Here is an 18232-nt window from a genome sequence, read left to right as displayed (position 1 = left end):
TCCCGGCGGCCCCAGCGGCGGTTCAGCGTTCCGGGATGACGGCCAGGCCCCCGTACTCGATCCACTCGCGAGTGCGCTGGCGTGGCAGCAGCTTGCCGTCCGGCCGCCAGAAGGTGACGTCCATCAGGCCGGGTTCCTTGACCTCCAGCCCGTCGAAGTACGCGTTGACCTCCTGCTCGGTGCGCACCCGGCCCCAACGGGCAGTGGCCTTCATCAGGTTGGTCACGCCGTCGCGGACCGCTTGGTCCTCGCTGACGAGCTGGCAGATCACCATCACGCTGCCGGGCGTCAGACGCTCGGCGGTGCGGCGCAGCAGGCCGGCAGGGTCGTCCTCGTCTGGGAGGCAGTGCAGGACGGAGACGAACAAGGCCGCGGTCGGCTTGCTGAGGTCGAGCAGGTTCGTCACCCTCTCGTTGCCGAAGATGGCGTCGGTGTCGCTCATGTCGGTCTGGAGGATCTCCACCCGCTCGTCTTGGCGCAGTAGCGTGCGTCCGTGAGAGAGGACGATCGGGTCGTTGTCGACGTAGACGACCCTGCTCTCCGGGTTCACGCGCTGGGCGACCTGGTGGACGTTGTCCTGAGTGGGCAGACCTGAGCCGTGGTCGATGAACTGGGTGATCCTATGTTCGCGGACGATGTGCTCCACCACGCGCATCAGGAACTCGCGGTTCTGGAGGGCGAGTTCGCGGGTGCTGGGTGCGATCTTCAGCAGTTCCTCGCCCGCGAGGCGGTCGGCGACGTAGTTGTTCGAGCCGCCGAGTAGCCAGTCGTACATGCGTGCGGCGCTCGGTGTCGTCACGTCGATGGTGTGCCCATGCCAAGCTTGCTCGCCCACGCCAACCCCCTGGAGTGTCCGGACTGCCTTGCCGGATACAAGACTTGATGATCCGTCATGGTATGCGGATGTGGACATGGGGCACCACCACCCGGACGAGTGATCCTGGCGCGACCCTGGCGCGCGCGGGGTGGCGTGGTGCCCCCAGCGCGGCAGATTCGCGTCGGTGTCCGGGTGGTGGCGCCCTCATGGGCACCCCAAGTTCAGGGCCTTGGCGGGATGATCACCTCCTCTCCGCCTTCCAGCTGGCGCCGCGCGGCCATCACTGCGACGTGCAGTTCCGGCTCCGGCACGCCCATGACCTCCGCCACCCGCGCCGGCTGCAAGCCGAGGTCCAGGCGCAGCACGGAGGCGTCCGCGGCGGGAGCCGGCAGCTCCCGGTGGAGGGCGTCCACATCCAGGGCGGTGTCCTCGGGGCGCACGAAGGTGACGCTGTCACGCAGGATGCGCCAGGCGCACGCCAGGGGGCGGGGGTCGCTCAGCAAGGCGTTCCACCCCAACTCGGTGCGGCGGAACGCGAGTGCGACAGCCCGATGGCCAAGATCCTGATCCCCTAGGCGTGCGCGGGCGTACTTCTCGTAGACGGGCTGGTGAAGTTGGACGAAGGCGGCGAACCCCGCGCCTATGGCGCTCGGCTGCATGGCAGGCACCCGGTTTCCCTCGACGGCTCGGCCGTGCCGGTTCCGGTGACGGGCCGGCGGGCCCGGGTGGATGGCTACGCAGTGCCGAGCTGGCGGATGCTGCGCGCCCGGCCCCAGCCGAGGCGCACAGCAGGACACGGTCCTGGGAGGGGTCGCAGCGCAGCGATGGGCGCTGCGACCCCGGGGGTCAGCGCAGGGTGAGGCGCGACCAGTGCACGGTGGCATCGCGGCCGGCGCGCAGCAGCGCGGCGATCAGCGCGATGCGCTCCCAGCCGTCCGGGCCGCCGTCGCTCATGGCCCACAGCAGGAGCGCGGGCGTCAACAGGGCGCTCAGCCGCGCCGCCGTGGCGAAGGAACGCACGGCGTGCAATCCCACCAATCGGCCGCTGAGGGGCATCTCGCTGCTAGCGTGGTGGATCACCGAGGGCAGGAAGCCTCGCGCAAGAGCGGGTCGGTCAGACAAAGCAACACCTCGCAGTTGATCGGCCCACCTGTCCCGCATCGTTGTTTCTCAGGCGCCGGTGCGGGGCAGTCAACCCCCTTGTGGGGAAGCGGCCTTGAGTAAACCGTAGCGGTGTCAAGGGTCGCCTTGAGCCGTACGGGGGGTCCCTGCAACACCAACTTGGACTCTGGCAATCTGCGACATTCAGCGGTCAACTTCGAAACAGGTCGCACAAGTTCGCCGCGCCAACCCACTGAATCGATCAACCGGAATCCATGCTGCCACCTATGGGTGCGCCGACGCCGAAGAAGCCAGGACGACAGCTGCCTCCCCGATGCCTACTCTCTGCGAGCTGATCGACTCGGCAGAGGTGGAGGACCTGATGGAGCTGATCGTGACGGCAGAGAGCGTAGCCATGCGGCTGGGCTACCCGATGCCGCTCCCCGACGAGGTTCGGAAACGGATCGAGGCCGCGATCGAGGACGCGCAGGATGCCCTCACCGGGCACCTCGGCCGGCCCCTGCTGCCTGTGCAGTACACCGAGTCCGGCGTCCACGCCGGACCGGACGGCTGGGTCCTTCGCCACGCCCCCGTCATCACGGTGGTGTCGGCCACGGCCGACACCACCACCCCGGGCAGCGGGGGATCGCCGACCTACACCGTGACGTACGTGGCCGGCATCGACGCCCGCTCGGACCCGCAGACCGCGCCCCTGCGGCTGTGGCTGCGGGCAACGGCGTGCCTGCACCCGCTGCTCGCTGACGCCCCGGGCCGCGACCGCCGTGTGTCCTCGGCGTCCGTGGACGGCCAGTCCGTCACCTACGAGACCAGTACCGAACCACCGGCCGTCCTCGCCCCACCGGAGCTCGCCACCACCGACCGGTGGCGGCTGAGGGGCCGACGCGTCTACCAGCCCCCGGTGCGGCCGACACCGCCCGGTCTCACGGTGCACGGCATCCCGGGCACGGGCAGGCCGTGATGGCCGTCCTGCTGCCTGACCGCCAGCTGGGGGTCCGGACCCGCGGAACGCCCGTCCTGGACGCGTACGGGGCCGAAATGACGGGCCCGCCCGGCCCACTTGCTGGACCGTGGCCCGGCCGTGCCCTCCCGCGTGAGGACGGCACCTGGCTGCTCTCCCTGGACCCGCAGGCCGGGACGCTCATGGTCGGCGACCTGGTCGTGGAGCCGGCCACCGGCGCGGAGTGGACCGTCCTGGCCGCCGATCCCCAGCAGCACGCGGTCCACCCCGACGTGGGGTACGTCCGAGTGACCGCCCGCCCCCGAGGCGCTGGTGGTACCCGGCCGGAAGGACATCCCTGATGGCTGAGCTGGAACTCCCGCCGGACCTTGCGGTCAGGCTCGCCCCGCTGGTGGCCCGGCACGTCGAACGCCTGGCGGAGGAGGTAGCCGCTGATGCCCGCCGCCGGGCGCCGGCCGCGAAGACCTGGCACATCGAGGACGGCGGGGCTCGGCCGAGCCACCGAGAGGCCGACGGCCAGACCGTGCCTGGCCCGGTGCCCTTCCGCGTCGGCGGTGCCCTGCTCTCCGGACCGCGTGACCCGGATGGCCCGGTGGAGGAGACGGCAGGCTGCCGCTGCTCCGTCACGGTGGACCCCAACGCGGTCGGGGCGGCCATCACCGTGACCAAGGCCGCCATTCTCGGTACGCGTGCTCAGGCGGAGGTGATCTGCGACTTCCCGCACGCGGCCGAGGCGGAGTTCGGGCAGGGCGAGGGATCGCACTTCATGAGCGGTGCCGCAGCGCAGGTCGCCGACCGCTACCGCTGAACTGCTCTTCGCGGTGCGCAGTTCGGCAGCCCTCGACGGTAGAGCGCGGTTGTTGCTTTCCTTCGGCCGGTCACCCGTTGCCGTTCCAAGGAGAGCCTTCATGGCCGACACCGTCCGCATCACCCTCGCCCACCACCTGACCCGCGGCGGCGAGGACCTGCTGCCCGGGACCGAGATCGAGGTGCCGCCCCACGAGGCCCGCGAGCTGATCGCCGCAGCGTACGTCGCCGGCGTCGATCCCGGTGACGCCGAGGCCGTGGCCAAGGCGCTCGCCCCGGCCACCACCAGCAAGCAGCTCACCCCCAAGGCACCCGCCACCAAGGCGACGAGCAGCCCGGGTGAGTGAGTTCACCACCCTGGACCCCGAGCTGCTCGCGGCGCAGTGGCTGTCCGACCATGCCGAGCTGACGGCGGCCTTGGGCGGCGCGGGCAGGGTCGGGGCGCGCAACTCCCCGCCCTACCCGCGCATCCGGATCAGCCAGGTACCCGGAGGGTCGGCCCCGCGCTGGGAGTGGCTCGCCACCATCCACCTCCAAGTCGAGGCACTCGGGGACCTCGACCGGTCGGTCAGTCGGCCGGTGCTGCGCCGGGCCTTCGTGACGGCGGTCAAGGCGCTCCACGAGCTGACGAGCCGCCCGGCGGCACCGGGTCAGCCGGTGGTGACTGCGGTGCAGGCACTGTCGGCCGGGGGCTGGCTGCCGGAGCCGACCGGGCAGGGCCGCTATGTGGTGGTGGCGGCGGTGACGGCGCACCCCGCGCCGGAGTGAGCCGCAGTTCTGCGAGTTCTGCGACAGCCCTACGGGCGCGAGGGGAACCGGGCGGCCGGGCAGCGGCGGGTGGCCGGCGCGACGCTACGGGGGAGCGGGCCTACGGTCCGGTGCAGTCCTACCGGTCCGCCCCGAGGAGCTCGTCCCATGCCCGCTGAGAGCATGTTCGTTGCCCAGATGGCGCGGCTGTACCTGGCGGTGCCGGGTACCGTCGCGCCGGTCGATCCGGTCGTCGCGCTTGCGCCGGCCTGGAAGGACGTCGGTCTGTTCAAGCCCGGCTCGCTGGAGTGGAACACCGACCCGAAGTTCGAGGACATCAAGTCCCACCAGCTGAGGTACACCGCCCGCACGATCCAGACCGAGGACGCCGCCACCACCAAGGTCGAGCTCCAGGAGTGGAACGCGACCAACATCGTCGCGGTGTACGGCGGTGGTGCGGTCACCAGCACCACCAGCGGCGGCAAGACGTTCTACCGGTACACCCCGCCTACGGTCGGCGGGCGGGTGCAGTTCGCGGCGGTGATGGAGCTGATCGACGGCGCCAAGCACTACCGCCGGGTTGTCCCTCTGTGCGAGCAGGTCGCCTCCGTCAATCAGAAGTACCCCAACGACGCCGAGAGCACGCTGCCGCTGGAGCTCAAGGTCGTCGCCGGGTCCGTCGGCGACCCCTGGTACGACCTCACCGACGACCCGGGGTTCGCTCCGGTTGCTTGATCTCGCCTATACCGCAGGTGAGTTGGCGGTCTGGATGCTGTGCCCAACGGCAGCCGGTTCGCATACTGTGGTTCATGCCAGCCCGGTCCTCCCTCTCCCCCCGGGGAGACCTGGCTGCGCCGCGCGAAGCCCCGGCCCACCCCCCGGCCGGGGCTTCGCTGCGTCCGCTGGGAGCGCAGGAGAATCACCTTCTCGCCTAACGGCCCATTCCAGTAGGCAAGTTGGAATTATACGTTTTCTTAACTGGCCGGTACTGGGTGTGTAAATTAGTAGTTCGCGCGTACCTCCTCAGAGGTGCGCACTGAAGGCGGATAGCCCCCGGTCATTAGCCGTGACCGGGGGCTATCTGTCAGGGGCTGGTATCCGCCCCCGCACCTGCCCGAGTGTCGAGATGGTGCGGTGTCCTGTACTCAGGCCAGCCCCCAGTGGCAGTTACTTCACTGCCGTGATGACCAGCCCAACTACTGCGGACAGGGCCGCGATGACGTTGGCGTTGTGCCGCAGCCACCGGGCCAGCCGATGAAGCAGGGTCGGTCGGTTGTCGTTCACGTGGGCTTCCTCCCTCTCGGAGTGCCGGGCCGGACGATCCGGGCCGGCACAGCAAGAGGGCGGCGAGCGCCGCGCTGGTGACACCGCGAACTTACCCCCACATCTGACGGCCCGTCAGGCATTCCGGGTAGATCGGCCGGTCAGATGCGCCAACCTCCTCGCCTGCTCGGGGCGACGCTAAGCCGGGCTCCTCCTAGCGTCTGGGCGATCACTCGCCTGACAGACCGAGGAGCCCGTGATGCCCGGGATCGACCTGGACGCCGCACGAACGCGCCGCCTGGCCGCGGCCGCCGACAAGGCGCGCACCGCGCAGGCCGAGTACACCGTCGGGGAGGAGCCGGTCGTCCTTGGCGGCACCGAGGTGGCGGTGCTGCCGGCCGAACTGCCGCTGGAGGTGTGGCAGCCGCTCGTCGGCATCCCGTACCTGCCGCTGCTGCTGCGCAAGCTGGTGGAGGCCGCCCAGTCGCAGGGTGAGCAGCAGGCCGAAGCCGCGGGCCTGATCGTGGACGTGCTCGGCTCGGAGCCGAGCCTCCCGGCCGACCTGGTCGGCGCGTTCGCCGAGATGGGCCGGCGGCTGCTCGGGCAGGAGGGCTACGACCGGCTGATGGCGCAGAAGCCGAGCCACTCCGATGTGCTGGAGCTGGCCCGGTACGCCTGGTCGAAGTACCTGTCGGGGGGTGCGGGCCTGGGGGAACTCATCGGGCCGTCCGAGCCGTCTACGACCGCTGGGACGACCTCGAAGCCGACCTTCAGCGGTACTACCACCTCGACGCCCGGGGTGTCTGGCGGCGGCCCGGTGACGCTGGATTCCTCGGCACCCGCCGGCTCCTGACCCTGATGAGGGGTCTGCCGGCCGAGGCGCTGCTGCGCCGCGACGAGGCCGAGGTCGGCTCCGACCGCTGGGGGCTGACGCAGGAGCTGCTCGCCCAGGTGGTCGAGCTGGTTTCGGTGATGGCGTCCGAGCGCCGTCTGCGCAAGCCCATCGAACTGCCCCGCCCGGGGTACCTGTGCGCTGCCCAGTCGCCCAGCGGCGACGGCGAGATGGCCCGCGCGGTCTCCGTGCTGCGCTCCTCCAGCAGGAGGGCGGTGCGCGGTGGCGGATGAGATCGACACCGGCCGCCTGCGGCTCCAGGTCGTCGCGGACCTCAGCGGGTTCGCGCAGGAGACCCGGGCCCGCGTCGAGTCGGCAACTCGTAACCTGCGCCTGCGCGTTCAGGTGCAGCCGGACACCACCGGGCTGCGCCAGCGCGTCCAGGCCGCAGCCCAGTCCGTCCGGGCCCGGGTGCGGGTGGCGGTGGACGCCGACACGTCCGGTCTGGCCGAGCGGATTCGGGCCGCGACCTCCCGGGGCACCTGGGTCCGGGTCGGGGTCGCCTTCGACACCGGTAACCTGCGTGAGCGGGTGCGGATCGCCGCCGAGGCCGCCGCCGGGACCGTCAAGGTCGGCCTGGACGTTGACACCGCCGGCCTGCGCTCCCGGGTGCGGGCCGCCCTGGCCGGGCTGGTCGTCAACGTCCGCGTCGATCTGGACACGGCCGCCGCCACCACCCGCCTGGCTGCCTTCCGCACCGCAGCGGGCCGCCCGGTGGACGTCCCGGTCAGCGCCGGTGGGGGCGGTGGCCTGGCGCAGGCCGCCGACGGGATCGGCTCCGCCATGGCGGGCCTGCTGCGGCTGCCCGCGATGGCCTCCGGGGCCCTGGCACTCGGCCAGGCACTCACCCAGGCTGCCGGTGGGCTTTTCGCCATGGGCTCGGCCGCCGCGCCCGCGGTCGGCCTGCTCGGCGCTCTGCCCGGTGCGATGGCCGCCGCCGCGCAGGGCGGCGGCACCCTGCTGGCCGCGTTCTCCGGCATCGGGGACGCCGTCAAGGCCCTCGGGCAGGCCGACACCCAGTCAGCGGCGGCCTCCGGCGCGGCCGCCCAGGCCCGCCAGGCCGCCGCCGACCGGGTGGCCGACGCACAGCGGCGTCTCGGCGCTGCGCAGCGCGACAGTGACGAGCAGGCCCTGCGCGGCGCCGAGCAGGTCGCGCAGTCCCGCCGTCGGCTGGCGGACGTCCAGGAGCGCGCCGCCGCGTCGGTGGCCGCCGCCGACCGGCAGCTGGTCGCGGCGGAGCTGGCGGTCGCCCGCGCCCACCAGGCGGCCAGCCGGGCGCAGGAGGCTCTCAACGATGCGCGGCGTGATGCGCAGCGCACGATCGAGGACCTCAACCGGGATGCCGCCCGGGGCCCGCTGGAGGAGCAGAAGGCGCTCCTTGACCTGGAGCAGGCCCGCAGTCAGCTCAACGAGACCAACACCTCGCCGTTCGCGTCGGAGGCCGACCGGCGGGAAGCGCAGATCGCCTACCAGGAGGCGGTCAACCAGCTCGAGGACGTCCGGGTCCGCAACCAGCGGTTGGCGGAGGACGTCCGGCGGGCGAACGCCGCCGGCGTCGAAGGCAGCGAGCAGGTCACCTCCGCGAAGGAGCAGCTGGCCCGGGCGCAGGAGGCCGAGCAGGACTCGGTGCGGGCCTCGCAGGACGCCGAGCAGCAGGCCGCCCGCGCGCGGGTGGAAGCCGTCCAGGAGATCCGGGACGCCCACACCGACCTGGACCGCACGGTCCGCGACGGGCAGCGCCAGCAGGAACGTTCCGCCGAGCAGGTCGCGGACGCCCAGCGGGACGTCGCTCGGGCCCTGCGGGACCAGGAACAGGCTCTCGGCGGCAGCGGTGCCGCCGCGAACGCGGCAGCCGCCGCCCTCGACCGGCTCAGTCCGGCCGGGCAGCGCTTCGCCCGGTTCCTCCAGGGCACCGTTCAGCCCGCCCTGCGGGAGCTGCGGTCCTCCGCGCAGGAGGCGCTGCTGCCGCCGTTGGAGAACGCGATCGGCCGGGGCTTGCAGCTCCTGCCGATCTTCAACCGCGCTCTCTCCCAGACCGGGCAGGTGCTCGGTGACGTCGCCGAGCGGGGCGCGGCCATGGTCACGTCCGGCCCTTGGCGGGCGGACCTGGCCCAGATCGCGGCCAGCAACAGCAGGGTCCTCGGCTCGCTCGGCAACTCCGGTCTGAGCGCCGCCGATGCGCTGCGCACCCTGACCGTGGCGGCCGGCCCGCTGCTGGAGCGCTTGGCGGGCGGTGCCGACCGCGGGCTGGCGGCTGCCGCCGCGTTCTTGCAGACGGCCCGGGAGAGTGGCCGGCTCGGGGCGTTCTTCCAGCAGGCGGGGGACACCGGCGCGCAGCTGTGGGCGATCCTGCGGGACATCGCCCTCGGGGTCTTCAACATCGGTCGGGCCGCCGCCCCGGCCGGGCAGGCTCTCCTCGACTCCCTTGCCAGTGCTGCGAGTTCCTTCCGCACGCTGACCGGCGAAGGGGAGACGCAGGCCAAGCTCGCCGGGTACTTCGCCAACACTGTCCCGGTCGTCCAGGAGCTCGGCCGTCTGGTGGCGGCGGTGGCGGTCGCCTGGTTCACCTTCACGAACAACCCGTCCCTGGCGCCGCTGATCGCCCGGGTGCGCACCGAGTTCCTGCCGGCCCTGATGGTGCTGGCCGGGGCCCTGGGCAACGGGCAGCTGTGGAACCAACTGCTGCTGCTCCTCACGTCGGTGGCGAACATCGCCGCCCAGCTCGGCGGCCTGGGCAGCACCCTGTCCGGCTTCCTGTTCGTGATCAACTCGGTGGCCGCCGCGATCAGCCTGCTGCTGTCGATTCCCGGACTCGGACCCGTCGTCCAGGCGCTGCTGACGATCGCCGGGATCGCGGGCGGGCTGATGGCCGTCTCGAACGCCATCGCGGCCGTCCGGGTGGCCATGCTCGCCCTGTCGGCGAACCCCGTGATGCTGATCGTCGCCGGGATCGCCGCCCTGATCCTCGCGTTCGTCACCGCCTACCAGAAGTCGGAGTGGTTCCGGGGCGTCGTGAACGCCGCGATCGGCGGGATGGTCGACTTCGTCTCCTACGCGATCGGCGGGCTGGTCGACTTCGTCAAGCGCATCTGGCCGACGCTGACCGCGATCTTCGGCGCGCCCATCCGCTTCATGATCAACACCGTGTACGACGGCGGGATTCGCCGTGTGTGGAACTGGATCGCCGACTCCTTCGGCCTCGGCAAGCTGCCCGCCTTCACCGTCGGATTCGCCCGAGGCGGTGTCGTGCCCGGCTACGCCCCCGGCCGGGACACCGTGCCCGCGATGCTCTCGCCGGGCGAGGGCATCCTCGTGCCGCAGGCCGTCCGCCAGCTCGGCGGCAGCAACGCGATCGGAGCGATCAACGACGCCGCCCGCGCCGGCACCCTCCAGCAGGCCGGCGCACCCGTGCCCGGCTTCGCCTTCGGCGGCATCGTCGGCGCGGTCGAGGACCAGCTGCGCGAGTGGGCCACCTCCGCCCTGACCCGGGCCCTCACCCCGATCCGGGGCTGGTTCAACTGGATGCCCGATAACGCGGTCGGCGACATGATGCGCGGCATGGTCAACCGGGCCGTGGACGGCGTCCTCGGCTTCGTACGCGGCTACTCCACCGGCGGCGTCGTCCCCGGCTACGCCCCCGGCCGGGACTCCGCGCTCGCCCGCCTGTCCCCGGGCGAAGGCGTCCTGACCCCGCAGGCCGTCCGGGGGCTCGGCGGCAGTCCGGCGATCAGCGCCATCAACGCCGCACGCGGCCAGCTCGCCGCCGACGGCGGCCAGGGCGACCGCATCGGCACGGTGATCTCGCCCGGCGCGATCGTGCAGTACATCACCAACCCGCTGCCCGAGACGCCTGGGGAGACCGTCAACAACCGGCTGCGGGCCCTGGCCTCCTTCGGCCTGTTCGACAAGGAGAGCGCCTGATGGCCCGCGAACGGTGGCTGGTGGACGGCTACGAACTGACGGAGGGTCTGGTGCGGGACGTGGAGTACCGCGCCGGCCTGATTGCCACCCCGCCCGTCATCGGCGCGAACGCCACCGTGCCCAACCGGGTGGGCGAGCTGTGGCGGCCCAAGCACCACGGCCCCGGCAAGTTCACCCTCGCCCTGTGGCTCGCCCCGCGCACCGGCGGCTGGCAGCAGGTCGAAGCCGCCTGGGAGGACCTGCTGCGCGTCCTCGCCCGGCCGCACCGGCTGCTCACCTTCGAGCGGCACACCGCGGCCGGGCAGATCCGCCGCTGCCAGGGCGAGGTGCTGTCCTCCCTCGCACCGACCCCCCTCGGGCAGAGCGGCATGCGGCTCGGCGTGGAGGTAACCATCCCCTCCGGCTACTGGGAAGGCACCGCGACGGTCACCAACTCCAGCCCGGCCGGGACGGCGCTGCCGCACGCTCTGGCCCTGGCCGCCTTCGCCGACGCCACCGCCCCGATGGAGAACCTGGCCTACCGGATCGACGGACCGATCACCGCGCCGACCGTCACCGACACCACCGACGGGCCCGGCGGCGACTCCTTCACCTACACCGGGCAGATCACCGCCGGCCAGTCCCTGACGGTGGACTCCGCCACCTGGCAGCTCAGCGGCACCGGCGGCCTCCAGCCCGATCCCGCCCGTCTGAGCCTGACGGGCCCGGCCGTCCTGCGCCTTGCCCCCGGCCGGCCCTCCAGCCCGCCCAGCGTCCGCCTCAGCGGCACCAACGGCGGGCCCGGCACCGCGCTGACCGTCACCGGCCGCCCTGCCTACCTCACCTGAACAACGGAGACCCACCGTGGCCGTCCACCTGCGCGTCTACAGCCCGAGCGGGCCCCTGCTCGGGCTCCTGCCCTACCCGGCCGACCTCAAGCTCCAGGCCGAGCACAACGGGCCCGGAGCGCTCGGCTTCACCTACCCCCGCTCCGCCCCCGGCGCGCAGCTGCTGGCAGGGGATGACCCGCGCATCGGCTTGGTCCTCGACGGGGTGGAGCAGCCCGAGCGGTACCTGCTGGAGGACGACGGCGACGACCCGGCCGACCAGGCGGGCGAGGCCCGGCCCGTGCAGGTCGGCTGCCGTGGCGCCCTCGCCCTGCTGGAGCGCGCCGTGATCTACCCGGCCGGTCACACCGCCGGCCAGCCCGTCACCGGCCTCGACCCGCACTTCCCGTTCGTCAACGTCAGCCCTGGCGCGATCCTGGCCACCCTGCTGGCCCGGGCCCAGGCCCGTGGCGCGCTGCCCGAGATCACCTGGGACTTCACCGCCGCCACCGACAGCGCGGGCCGCCCTTGGCCGACCGCCTACACCGCCCAGTACGACGCCGGCACCGACCTGCTGAAGACGGTGAACACCATCACCTCCGCCGGGTGGGCCGACGTGCGGATGAACGGCTACCAGCTGCGCGCCTACGTGCCCGACACCGCCTGCGCCACCGACCACCCCGGCATCGTGCTGTACCTGGGCCGGGACGTCCTCAAGGGCCCCCGTCAGCGCTCCCGCCGCCCCGTGCGCTCCCACCTGCTGGCCGCTGGGGACAGCGGCGCCCTCGCCGAGGTCGTCGATCCGACGGCGGCCGCCCGCTACGGCCGTCGGGAGGCGTTCGACGGCCGGGGCGGGATCACCGACGCGGCAACCCTCGCCGAACTGGCCCGGGTCACCCTCGGCGGCATGGTGACGGCCTCCGAGGGCTTCACCATCGAGCTCGACCCGGCCGCCACCCAGCACCGGCCCGGCATCGCCTACCGGCCCGGCGACTACATCCGCTACGACCAGCGGCGCACCAGCCCCACCGCGCTGGAGCCGCTAAGGGTGCGGACCATCGCCACCAGCTACGACGACGCCGGCCAGCCCACCAGCTCCCTGGAGCTGGCCGACGTCTTCGTGGAGCAGCGCATCCGGGTGCAGCGCCAGCTCGACGCCCTCACCAACGGCTCCGCCACCGCCAGCCGCACCCCGCTTCCGCCGCTCGGCGACCGCAACGACACCACCGCCCCCAAGCCGCCGTCCGCCGTGCTCGTCGGGTCCTGGGCCTACCTGGACACCGACGGGCAGCAGCACGCCGCCCTCGCGGTGTCCTGGCCCGCAGTCACCCAGAACGCCGACGGCACGGTGTACGACGACGCCGGCAACTACTACGTCTCCTACCTGCTGCCCGCCCTGCCGGTCGGCGGCCAGGACCCGCAGTGGTCGCCCGAGCAGGCCGTCAACGGCACCATCGCCCACTACGACCAACTGCCGGCCGCAGCGCGCGTCCGAGCCCGGGTCCGCACGGTGGACGCCTCCGGCAACTCCTCCCCCTGGACCGTGTCGGAGGAGGTGCTCCTGGCCAGCGACACCACCCCGCCGCCGGTGCCCTCCCGCCCGGTACTGGCCCGCCTGATCGGCGGCATCCGCGCCACCTGGGACGGGCTGGGGGCGCAGGGCGAGCCGATGCCCGCCGACTTCGCGGCCCTCGAGGTGCACGCCTCCACCGCCGCGGGCTTCACCCCCACCGCCGCCACGGTCGTGGACCGCCTCACCGGAGCCGGACCGGCACCGATCACCGGCCTCGCCTACGGCACCACCTACTACCTCAAGTTCGTCGCCGTGGACCGGGCCGGGAACGCCTCCGGCCCGTCCGCCGAGGCCTCCGCCATCCCGGACATGGTGATCGGCTCCGACCTCGCCGACAAGATCCTCACTGCCGGAAAGTGGGCGGACGTCGAACGGGCTTCCCTCCAGACCTCGTTCTTCACCGGCTTCGCCACCGACGACCCCCGCTGGGCGAAGACCGCAGGCGACACCGACGCCACCTGGACGACCGCGACCCGGGCCGACGCGCCGACCGGCGGCCGCGCCCTGGTCGTCACCCGCACCGCCCGCCTGGAGTGGTCGGAGAACCTGCTGCTCGACCCCGCCGTGCTCTACCGCATGGCCGTGCGCGTCCGGCAGACCACCGGCACCCCGAGCAGCATCACCATCGGCCTCACCGGCATAGCCGCCGACGGCACAACCCGCATCGGCCAGCCCTTCCCCATCAGCGCCAACGCCGCCCAGCTCGCCGTCGGCTCCGCCTGGGTGACCCTGTCCGGGTTCCTCAAGGGCTACGGCCCAGCCGGCGGCCCGTTCTGGACGGCGCAGCCCGACCCCCAGCGCCCGGTGACCCTGCACCCCGACGTGCGGTTCGTCCGCCCGGTGCTGCTCCTCAACACCGGCGGCGGCCCGACCGCCGTCACCGAGATCAACATGCTCACCCTGGAGTCGCTGGAGTTCCCGCCGAACATCATCGGGGCCGTGCAGATCGCGGACGCCACGATCGTCGGGGCGAAGATCGCACTGGCCACGATCCAGGACGCCCACATCGGCACCGTCTCCGCGAGCAAGCTGACGGTCGGCCAGCTCAAGGCCGACGTCACCGTGTCCGCCCGTATCAAGACCGCCGAGAGCGGCTCGCGGGTCGAGCTGAACTCGGGTGGCATCGGGGCGTGGAACGCGGCCGGCGTCCAGACGGTGGCGATCGCCGCCGGTGACGGCAGCGTGCGGATCGTCGGTGAGCTCTCCAGCGGGGTCACGGGCCGCCGCATCGAGATCAACCCCGACAGCACCGGTCTCCCGGAGATCCGGTTCTTCCCCACCAGCGGCAACAACTACGCCTTCATCAACTCCGTCGGCGAGGGCTCCAGCGCCTACCTCGGCCTCAACTCCGGCGCCTTCCAGGCCAACGGCCAAGAGACCAGCTTCCGGCTGTACCTGACCGACCAGGTGTCCGCGCTGGAGACGATCCGCCTGGACACCGAGGCGCAGTGGGGCGGCTCGCTGCGGATGACGCCGGGCGGGGCGGCGATGCTCCACCAGACCGACCAGCTGCACGGCTACATCTTCGCCTCGTCGTCCGGCAGCTGGTTCGGCCGACGTAACGACGACGGCTCCCGCTCCGAGCTGTGGCTCGACAACAACGCGCTCCAGTACCGCGGCACCTTCCCGAACTACTGGGAGCCGGACAACGACTACGGCCTCATCACCGGGACCTACCAGATGAACAACTGGTCCAGCATGGGCCTCAGTTACGGCCCGACGATGATCTCCGACATGGTGCCGATCGCCACCCTGATCGACGGCCAGGCGTGGCACCGCTGGCAGTTCACCCAGTCCAGCCGCAGCGGCTTCACCATGAGCCTCGACAGCGCCAGCCCCGGAGGCCGGCTCGGCTTCTGGTGCTTCCGCGTCTGACCGACCAAGGACTCGACATGCTTGAGAAGTACGAGATCACCGAAGTCACCCGGACCCGCATCGGGCTCACCGAGTGCTGGCAGGTGCGGCAGCTGCGCCCGGACGGCGAACACCACATCGCCGTCTTCCCGGCGGCCACCCTGGAGTGGCGGGCCGCCGAGTACGACATCGACCACACCACCAAGGCCGGCCTCGACCAGATCCTCGACATCGTTCTGCACGAGCCGTTCCTGCCCGACCCGCTCCAGGACCGCGACCAGGACCCGGCCGCGGCCAAGGGCCTCACCGCCCCCTCCACCCAGGCCCTCCACGGCCTGGCCGTCGGCGACCAGGCACCGGTCACCCTGCACAACGCACCCGACCGGGCGACCGCCCGCGCCGCGCACCTGGAGCGCATCGCGCACCTGAAGCGCACCGGCATCAACGTCGTCAGCCCCACCCCGCCGACCCGCCCGGGAGGCCTGGCCCGGGCCGCCGCCCCGGACCCGCTGGACCTGATCCGCGCCGGCCACGGCATCACCGCCGCCGGCGTCACCGCCAAGACCGCCCTGGTCGAGCAGGCCCGCCAGCACCTGGCCGCTGCCCGCAGCGAGACCGCCCCTCCCGCCAGCACCCCGGCCGACCTGCTGGCGGCGTTCACGGCCGCGCCGGAGGCGATCAGTCAGTCCCCCGACGGAGAATCCCCGGCATGAACGACCGGCCGACCCCCGACCAGCTGGACCACCTCCTCGGGCACGCCGACACCCGACGCCTGACCGCCGCCGAGGCGATCCGGCTGCGCACCGGCGTCCTCCACCTGCGCGAGCAGGCCGCCGCCGCGCAGGCGTGGGCCCGCCACTGGCACCACCAGAGCACCCAGCCCCGTACCCCTCGGCTCGACCCGCTCTGCCGCTGTGCCCCAGACTGCCCGGCCAACACGCTGCCGAGTCTGTAGGAGCCCCCGATGACCCACCCCACCGCGACGCCCATCGAGGTGGACGCGGAGGCGTACATCGCCCAGCTGCGCTCCCAGCTCACCGAGGCGTGGGGGCAGGCGCAGGCGGAACTCGCCCTCGCCCGGACGGAGATCCAGGTGCGGGCCGGCCGGGAGGCCGAGAAGGACCACCGGATCGCCGAGCTCGAGGCAGCCCTCGCCGAACTGCAGAGCGCCTCGACGCGACCCTAAGCACCCCGTCGGCCTACCGTCCCCGGCTGTGGACCAGCTCCCGGACGACCAGCAGCCGCCCGCTGCCCGAGGCCACCGACGGAGGACCCGATGGCGCGAGTTCACCGGCATGCAGACCCTGCGGGACGGGCTGCTGTTCCTGCTCGGGATGGCGGTGATCGTCCGGGAGGTCTGGACACCCCCGGTCGATCCCAGCGTGATCGTCACCGGGCTCACCCTGGCCGGCCTGCCCGCAGCGCTGTCAAGGGACGAACGGGGACCCCGGCAGTAGCCGCACCCCGGACCAGCGCGCTGGCCCGCTACCCGTGCACCACCCGCTACCTGGCGGGCGCTGTGCTCGCCCTGGTCGCCACCTGGCCGCTATGACCGCCAACTCCGACCCGCACACCGTGAACTGGGAGAGCACACCATGAACGTCCTGAACGACACCGAGGCGTGGGGCCTGCTGCTCGGCGCCGCCACCCCCTGGGCCACCGCCCTCATCCAGCAGCCCACCTGGTCGAAGCCGACCCGGGCCGTCGTCGGCGCCCTGACCTCGGCCGCCGTCGGCATCATCACCGTCCTCGCCCGCGGCGACATCGCCCATGCCCAGACCGCCCTGACCACCGTCGCCCTGACCGTCGTCGCCTCCAAGGCGTTCTACGACGGCCTGTGGCAGCACACCGGAGCCGGCGCACTGGAGCGCGCCACCTCGACCAGCCCCACCCTCGGCCCGTAACCACCCCCGGATTCCGCCAGCCGTCCCTTAGAGTGATGATGTGGCCGCCGGGCCGACCGGCCTCGTGCTCCGGCAACCGGTCCTTCGGGGCTGTCTCCTTTAACCAGGGGAGCACGAGAATCCGGGCGGGATTCGCACCCCGCAGGCTCGGCGGCCACACTTCCAATCTCCATGAACCGCAACCGAATTGGCCACGTGGTGGGTGTTCCCACGGGCCCGCGGGCAGCGGGAGGGTAGAGGCAGGCAGCCACACCGGGGCCTGCGAACCCCGGTGCCGCCATGGAGACAAGGAAGGCACCCCACGGTGACAACTACCCAGCAGCAGCCCCCTGCTGACGCTCAGCAGGATGCGCCGGCCGCGCCCGAGCCGCCTACGCCGCTCACCGACAACCGTGCCGAGATGATGATCGAAACGGCCGACCAGGTCCTGGAGATCACGGCGAAGCAGCGATTCTGGACCAAGGCCCAGCGGGTCGCACTCGGGTCCATCGGACTCGCCAACGCCACCACCGCCGAGCAGGTCGCGTTCTTCCACATCTGCAAGAGCACCGGCCTGGACCCCTTCCGCCGCGAGATCTACTACATCCAGCGCAAGCGGAAGGTCGCCGGACGGCAGGACGAGCTCTACTACACCGCGCAGACCGGCATCGACGGCTTCCGGCACATCGGACAGCGCACCAGCCGGTTCATCCGCCGCGTCGGCCCGTTCTGGACCGGCCCGGACGACGACCCGAAGTGGTGGACAGTAGGCGAGGACGGCATCAACCACCGCCGCTGGGTGGACGTGTGGCTCGGCCCAGGCCTCCCGGCCGCTGCGATGTGCCGCATCGAGCACGTCAGCATCGCGGGTGTCAGGACCGTCAGCCAAGCCGTCGCCCTGTTCGCGGAGTTCGCCGTCGGTAAGGACGAGTGGGCCAACGACCCGAACACCGGCGAGGGATACAAGACCGGCAAGTTGAAGCTCACGGGGCTGTGGCCGAGGATGGGCGTCCACATGATCGGCAAGGTAGCCGAGGCCCAGGCGTGGCGCATCGCCTTCCCCCGCGAGCTGACCGGCATCTACGAGCACGACGAGATGGGCAGGGCTGACGCCGAGCAGCGCGACCTCGCCCGCGAGGAAGCAGCCGAGCGACGCCGGGCCGTCCGGCAGGAAGCACAGGGCGAGGGCCCTGTGGTCATCAAGGGCACCGTGGTGGACAGCACCACCGATGGCACACCCCCGCAGCCGCAGGACACCACGCAGCCCACCGACGACGAGACCAGCAACCAGCCGCCGAGGCTGGATGAACTCCGCACCGAGGTACGGGCGTACGCCGCCGTCATGGGAACCGGCGTCACCCAGGTCAGCCAGCGCTGGCGCAGGATCGCCGGTAAGTCCGTCACCGAAGCCACCACCGAGGAACTTCACCAACTCCTCGACGGGCTAAGGGATCACGTGATCAACATACTGCGCTCGTGGAACGCCGAAGCCGCTGATCACGTCGCGGCCGGCGGACTGCTGGTCCGCCGGGACCCGGACTACCGAACCTGGTCCCGGCCCACCAGCGACGCCCCGCACAGCTGACCGC

General features: G+C 72.2%; 19 protein-coding genes. 16 read left to right on the top strand and 3 right to left on the bottom strand.

Going from position 1 to position 18232, the window contains the following annotated elements; genetic code table 11:
* Positions 1–22: 22 nt before the first annotated feature.
* From ACIRBX_RS25185 to ACIRBX_RS25175, 3 genes are all read right to left on the bottom strand, one after another.
* Entirely contained in the window at positions 23–835 is an 813-nt protein-coding gene (locus tag ACIRBX_RS25185; RefSeq protein WP_402299669.1) for an SAM-dependent methyltransferase, read from the bottom strand.
* Between the two features lie 203 nt (positions 836–1038).
* The gene (locus tag ACIRBX_RS25180) at positions 1039–1485 is read right to left on the bottom strand and encodes a hypothetical protein (RefSeq protein WP_402299667.1); all 447 of its coding nucleotides are present in this window, start codon (positions 1483–1485) and stop codon (positions 1039–1041) included.
* Positions 1486–1663: 178 nt separating this feature from the next.
* Positions 1664–1837, bottom strand: a complete 174-nt coding sequence (locus ACIRBX_RS25175; RefSeq protein ID WP_402299665.1) for a hypothetical protein — start codon at positions 1835–1837, stop codon at positions 1664–1666.
* Positions 1838–2252: 415 nt separating this feature from the next.
* Between ACIRBX_RS25175 and ACIRBX_RS25170 the strand changes: the two genes are divergently transcribed.
* The 16 genes from ACIRBX_RS25170 to ACIRBX_RS25095 all read left to right on the top strand — a co-directional run bounded on the left by ACIRBX_RS25170 (position 2253) and on the right by ACIRBX_RS25095 (position 18228).
* A complete protein-coding gene (locus ACIRBX_RS25170) occupies positions 2253–2897 on the top strand; it encodes a hypothetical protein (RefSeq protein WP_402299664.1) in 645 nt (214 codons plus the stop codon).
* A 340-nt stretch (positions 2898–3237) separates the two neighbouring features.
* The gene (locus tag ACIRBX_RS25165; RefSeq protein WP_402299663.1) at positions 3238–3705 is read left to right on the top strand and encodes a hypothetical protein; all 468 of its coding nucleotides are present in this window, start codon (positions 3238–3240) and stop codon (positions 3703–3705) included.
* Positions 3706–3805: 100 nt separating this feature from the next.
* Entirely contained in the window at positions 3806–4051 is a 246-nt protein-coding gene (locus tag ACIRBX_RS25160) for a hypothetical protein (protein ID WP_402299662.1), read from the top strand.
* A complete protein-coding gene (locus tag ACIRBX_RS25155) occupies positions 4044–4472 on the top strand; it encodes a hypothetical protein (protein ID WP_402299661.1) in 429 nt (142 codons plus the stop codon). Before ACIRBX_RS25160 ends, ACIRBX_RS25155 begins: the two co-directional genes overlap by 8 nt.
* Positions 4473–4619: 147 nt before the next feature.
* Positions 4620–5186, top strand: a complete 567-nt coding sequence (locus tag ACIRBX_RS25150; RefSeq protein ID WP_402299660.1) for a hypothetical protein — start codon at positions 4620–4622, stop codon at positions 5184–5186.
* Between the two features lie 787 nt (positions 5187–5973).
* On the top strand, positions 5974–6567 hold the full coding sequence (locus ACIRBX_RS25145) for a hypothetical protein (RefSeq protein WP_402299658.1): 594 nt from the start codon (positions 5974–5976) through the stop codon (positions 6565–6567).
* 5 nt (positions 6568–6572) lie between these two features.
* Complete coding sequence (locus ACIRBX_RS25140; RefSeq protein WP_402299657.1) at positions 6573–6839, top strand: hypothetical protein; 267 nt, start codon at positions 6573–6575, stop codon at positions 6837–6839.
* A complete protein-coding gene (locus ACIRBX_RS25135; protein ID WP_402299655.1) occupies positions 6829–10527 on the top strand; it encodes a hypothetical protein in 3699 nt (1232 codons plus the stop codon). The genes ACIRBX_RS25140 and ACIRBX_RS25135 overlap by 11 nt, the downstream gene beginning before the upstream one ends.
* Positions 10527–11354: a hypothetical protein gene (locus ACIRBX_RS25130; RefSeq protein ID WP_402299653.1), complete on the top strand. Its 828-nt coding sequence runs from the start codon at positions 10527–10529 to the stop codon at positions 11352–11354. The genes ACIRBX_RS25135 and ACIRBX_RS25130 overlap by 1 nt, the downstream gene beginning before the upstream one ends.
* 16 nt (positions 11355–11370) lie before the next feature.
* On the top strand, positions 11371–14781 hold the full coding sequence (locus ACIRBX_RS25125; RefSeq protein WP_402299652.1) for a hypothetical protein: 3411 nt from the start codon (positions 11371–11373) through the stop codon (positions 14779–14781).
* Between the two features lie 17 nt (positions 14782–14798).
* Positions 14799–15473 carry a hypothetical protein gene (locus tag ACIRBX_RS25120; RefSeq protein WP_402299650.1) on the top strand — a complete coding sequence of 225 codons (675 nt, stop codon included), beginning with the start codon at positions 14799–14801 and terminating at the stop codon, positions 15471–15473.
* Positions 15470–15715 carry a hypothetical protein gene (locus ACIRBX_RS25115; protein WP_402299648.1) on the top strand — a complete coding sequence of 82 codons (246 nt, stop codon included), beginning with the start codon at positions 15470–15472 and terminating at the stop codon, positions 15713–15715. The genes ACIRBX_RS25120 and ACIRBX_RS25115 overlap by 4 nt, the downstream gene beginning before the upstream one ends.
* A gap of 9 nt (positions 15716–15724) precedes the next feature.
* Positions 15725–15946 (top strand): hypothetical protein, encoded by a 222-nt coding sequence (locus ACIRBX_RS25110; RefSeq protein WP_402299645.1) that lies wholly within the window; start codon positions 15725–15727, stop codon positions 15944–15946.
* A gap of 28 nt (positions 15947–15974) precedes the next feature.
* Positions 15975–16217 carry a hypothetical protein gene (locus tag ACIRBX_RS25105; RefSeq protein WP_402299644.1) on the top strand — a complete coding sequence of 81 codons (243 nt, stop codon included), beginning with the start codon at positions 15975–15977 and terminating at the stop codon, positions 16215–16217.
* Positions 16218–16355: 138 nt separating this feature from the next.
* Complete coding sequence (locus ACIRBX_RS25100) at positions 16356–16664, top strand: hypothetical protein (protein WP_402299642.1); 309 nt, start codon at positions 16356–16358, stop codon at positions 16662–16664.
* A 400-nt stretch (positions 16665–17064) separates the two neighbouring features.
* Complete coding sequence (locus ACIRBX_RS25095) at positions 17065–18228, top strand: recombinase RecT (RefSeq protein WP_402299640.1); 1164 nt, start codon at positions 17065–17067, stop codon at positions 18226–18228.
* The last annotated feature ends 4 nt before the right edge of the window (positions 18229–18232 follow it).

The sequence above is a fragment of the Kitasatospora sp. NPDC096147 genome (genome assembly GCF_044763225.1).
Classification (GTDB): Bacteria; Actinomycetota; Actinomycetes; order Streptomycetales; family Streptomycetaceae; genus Kitasatospora.
The sequence above is the reverse complement of the archived record's forward strand: the minus strand, read 5'-3'. Positions and strand labels throughout refer to the sequence as shown.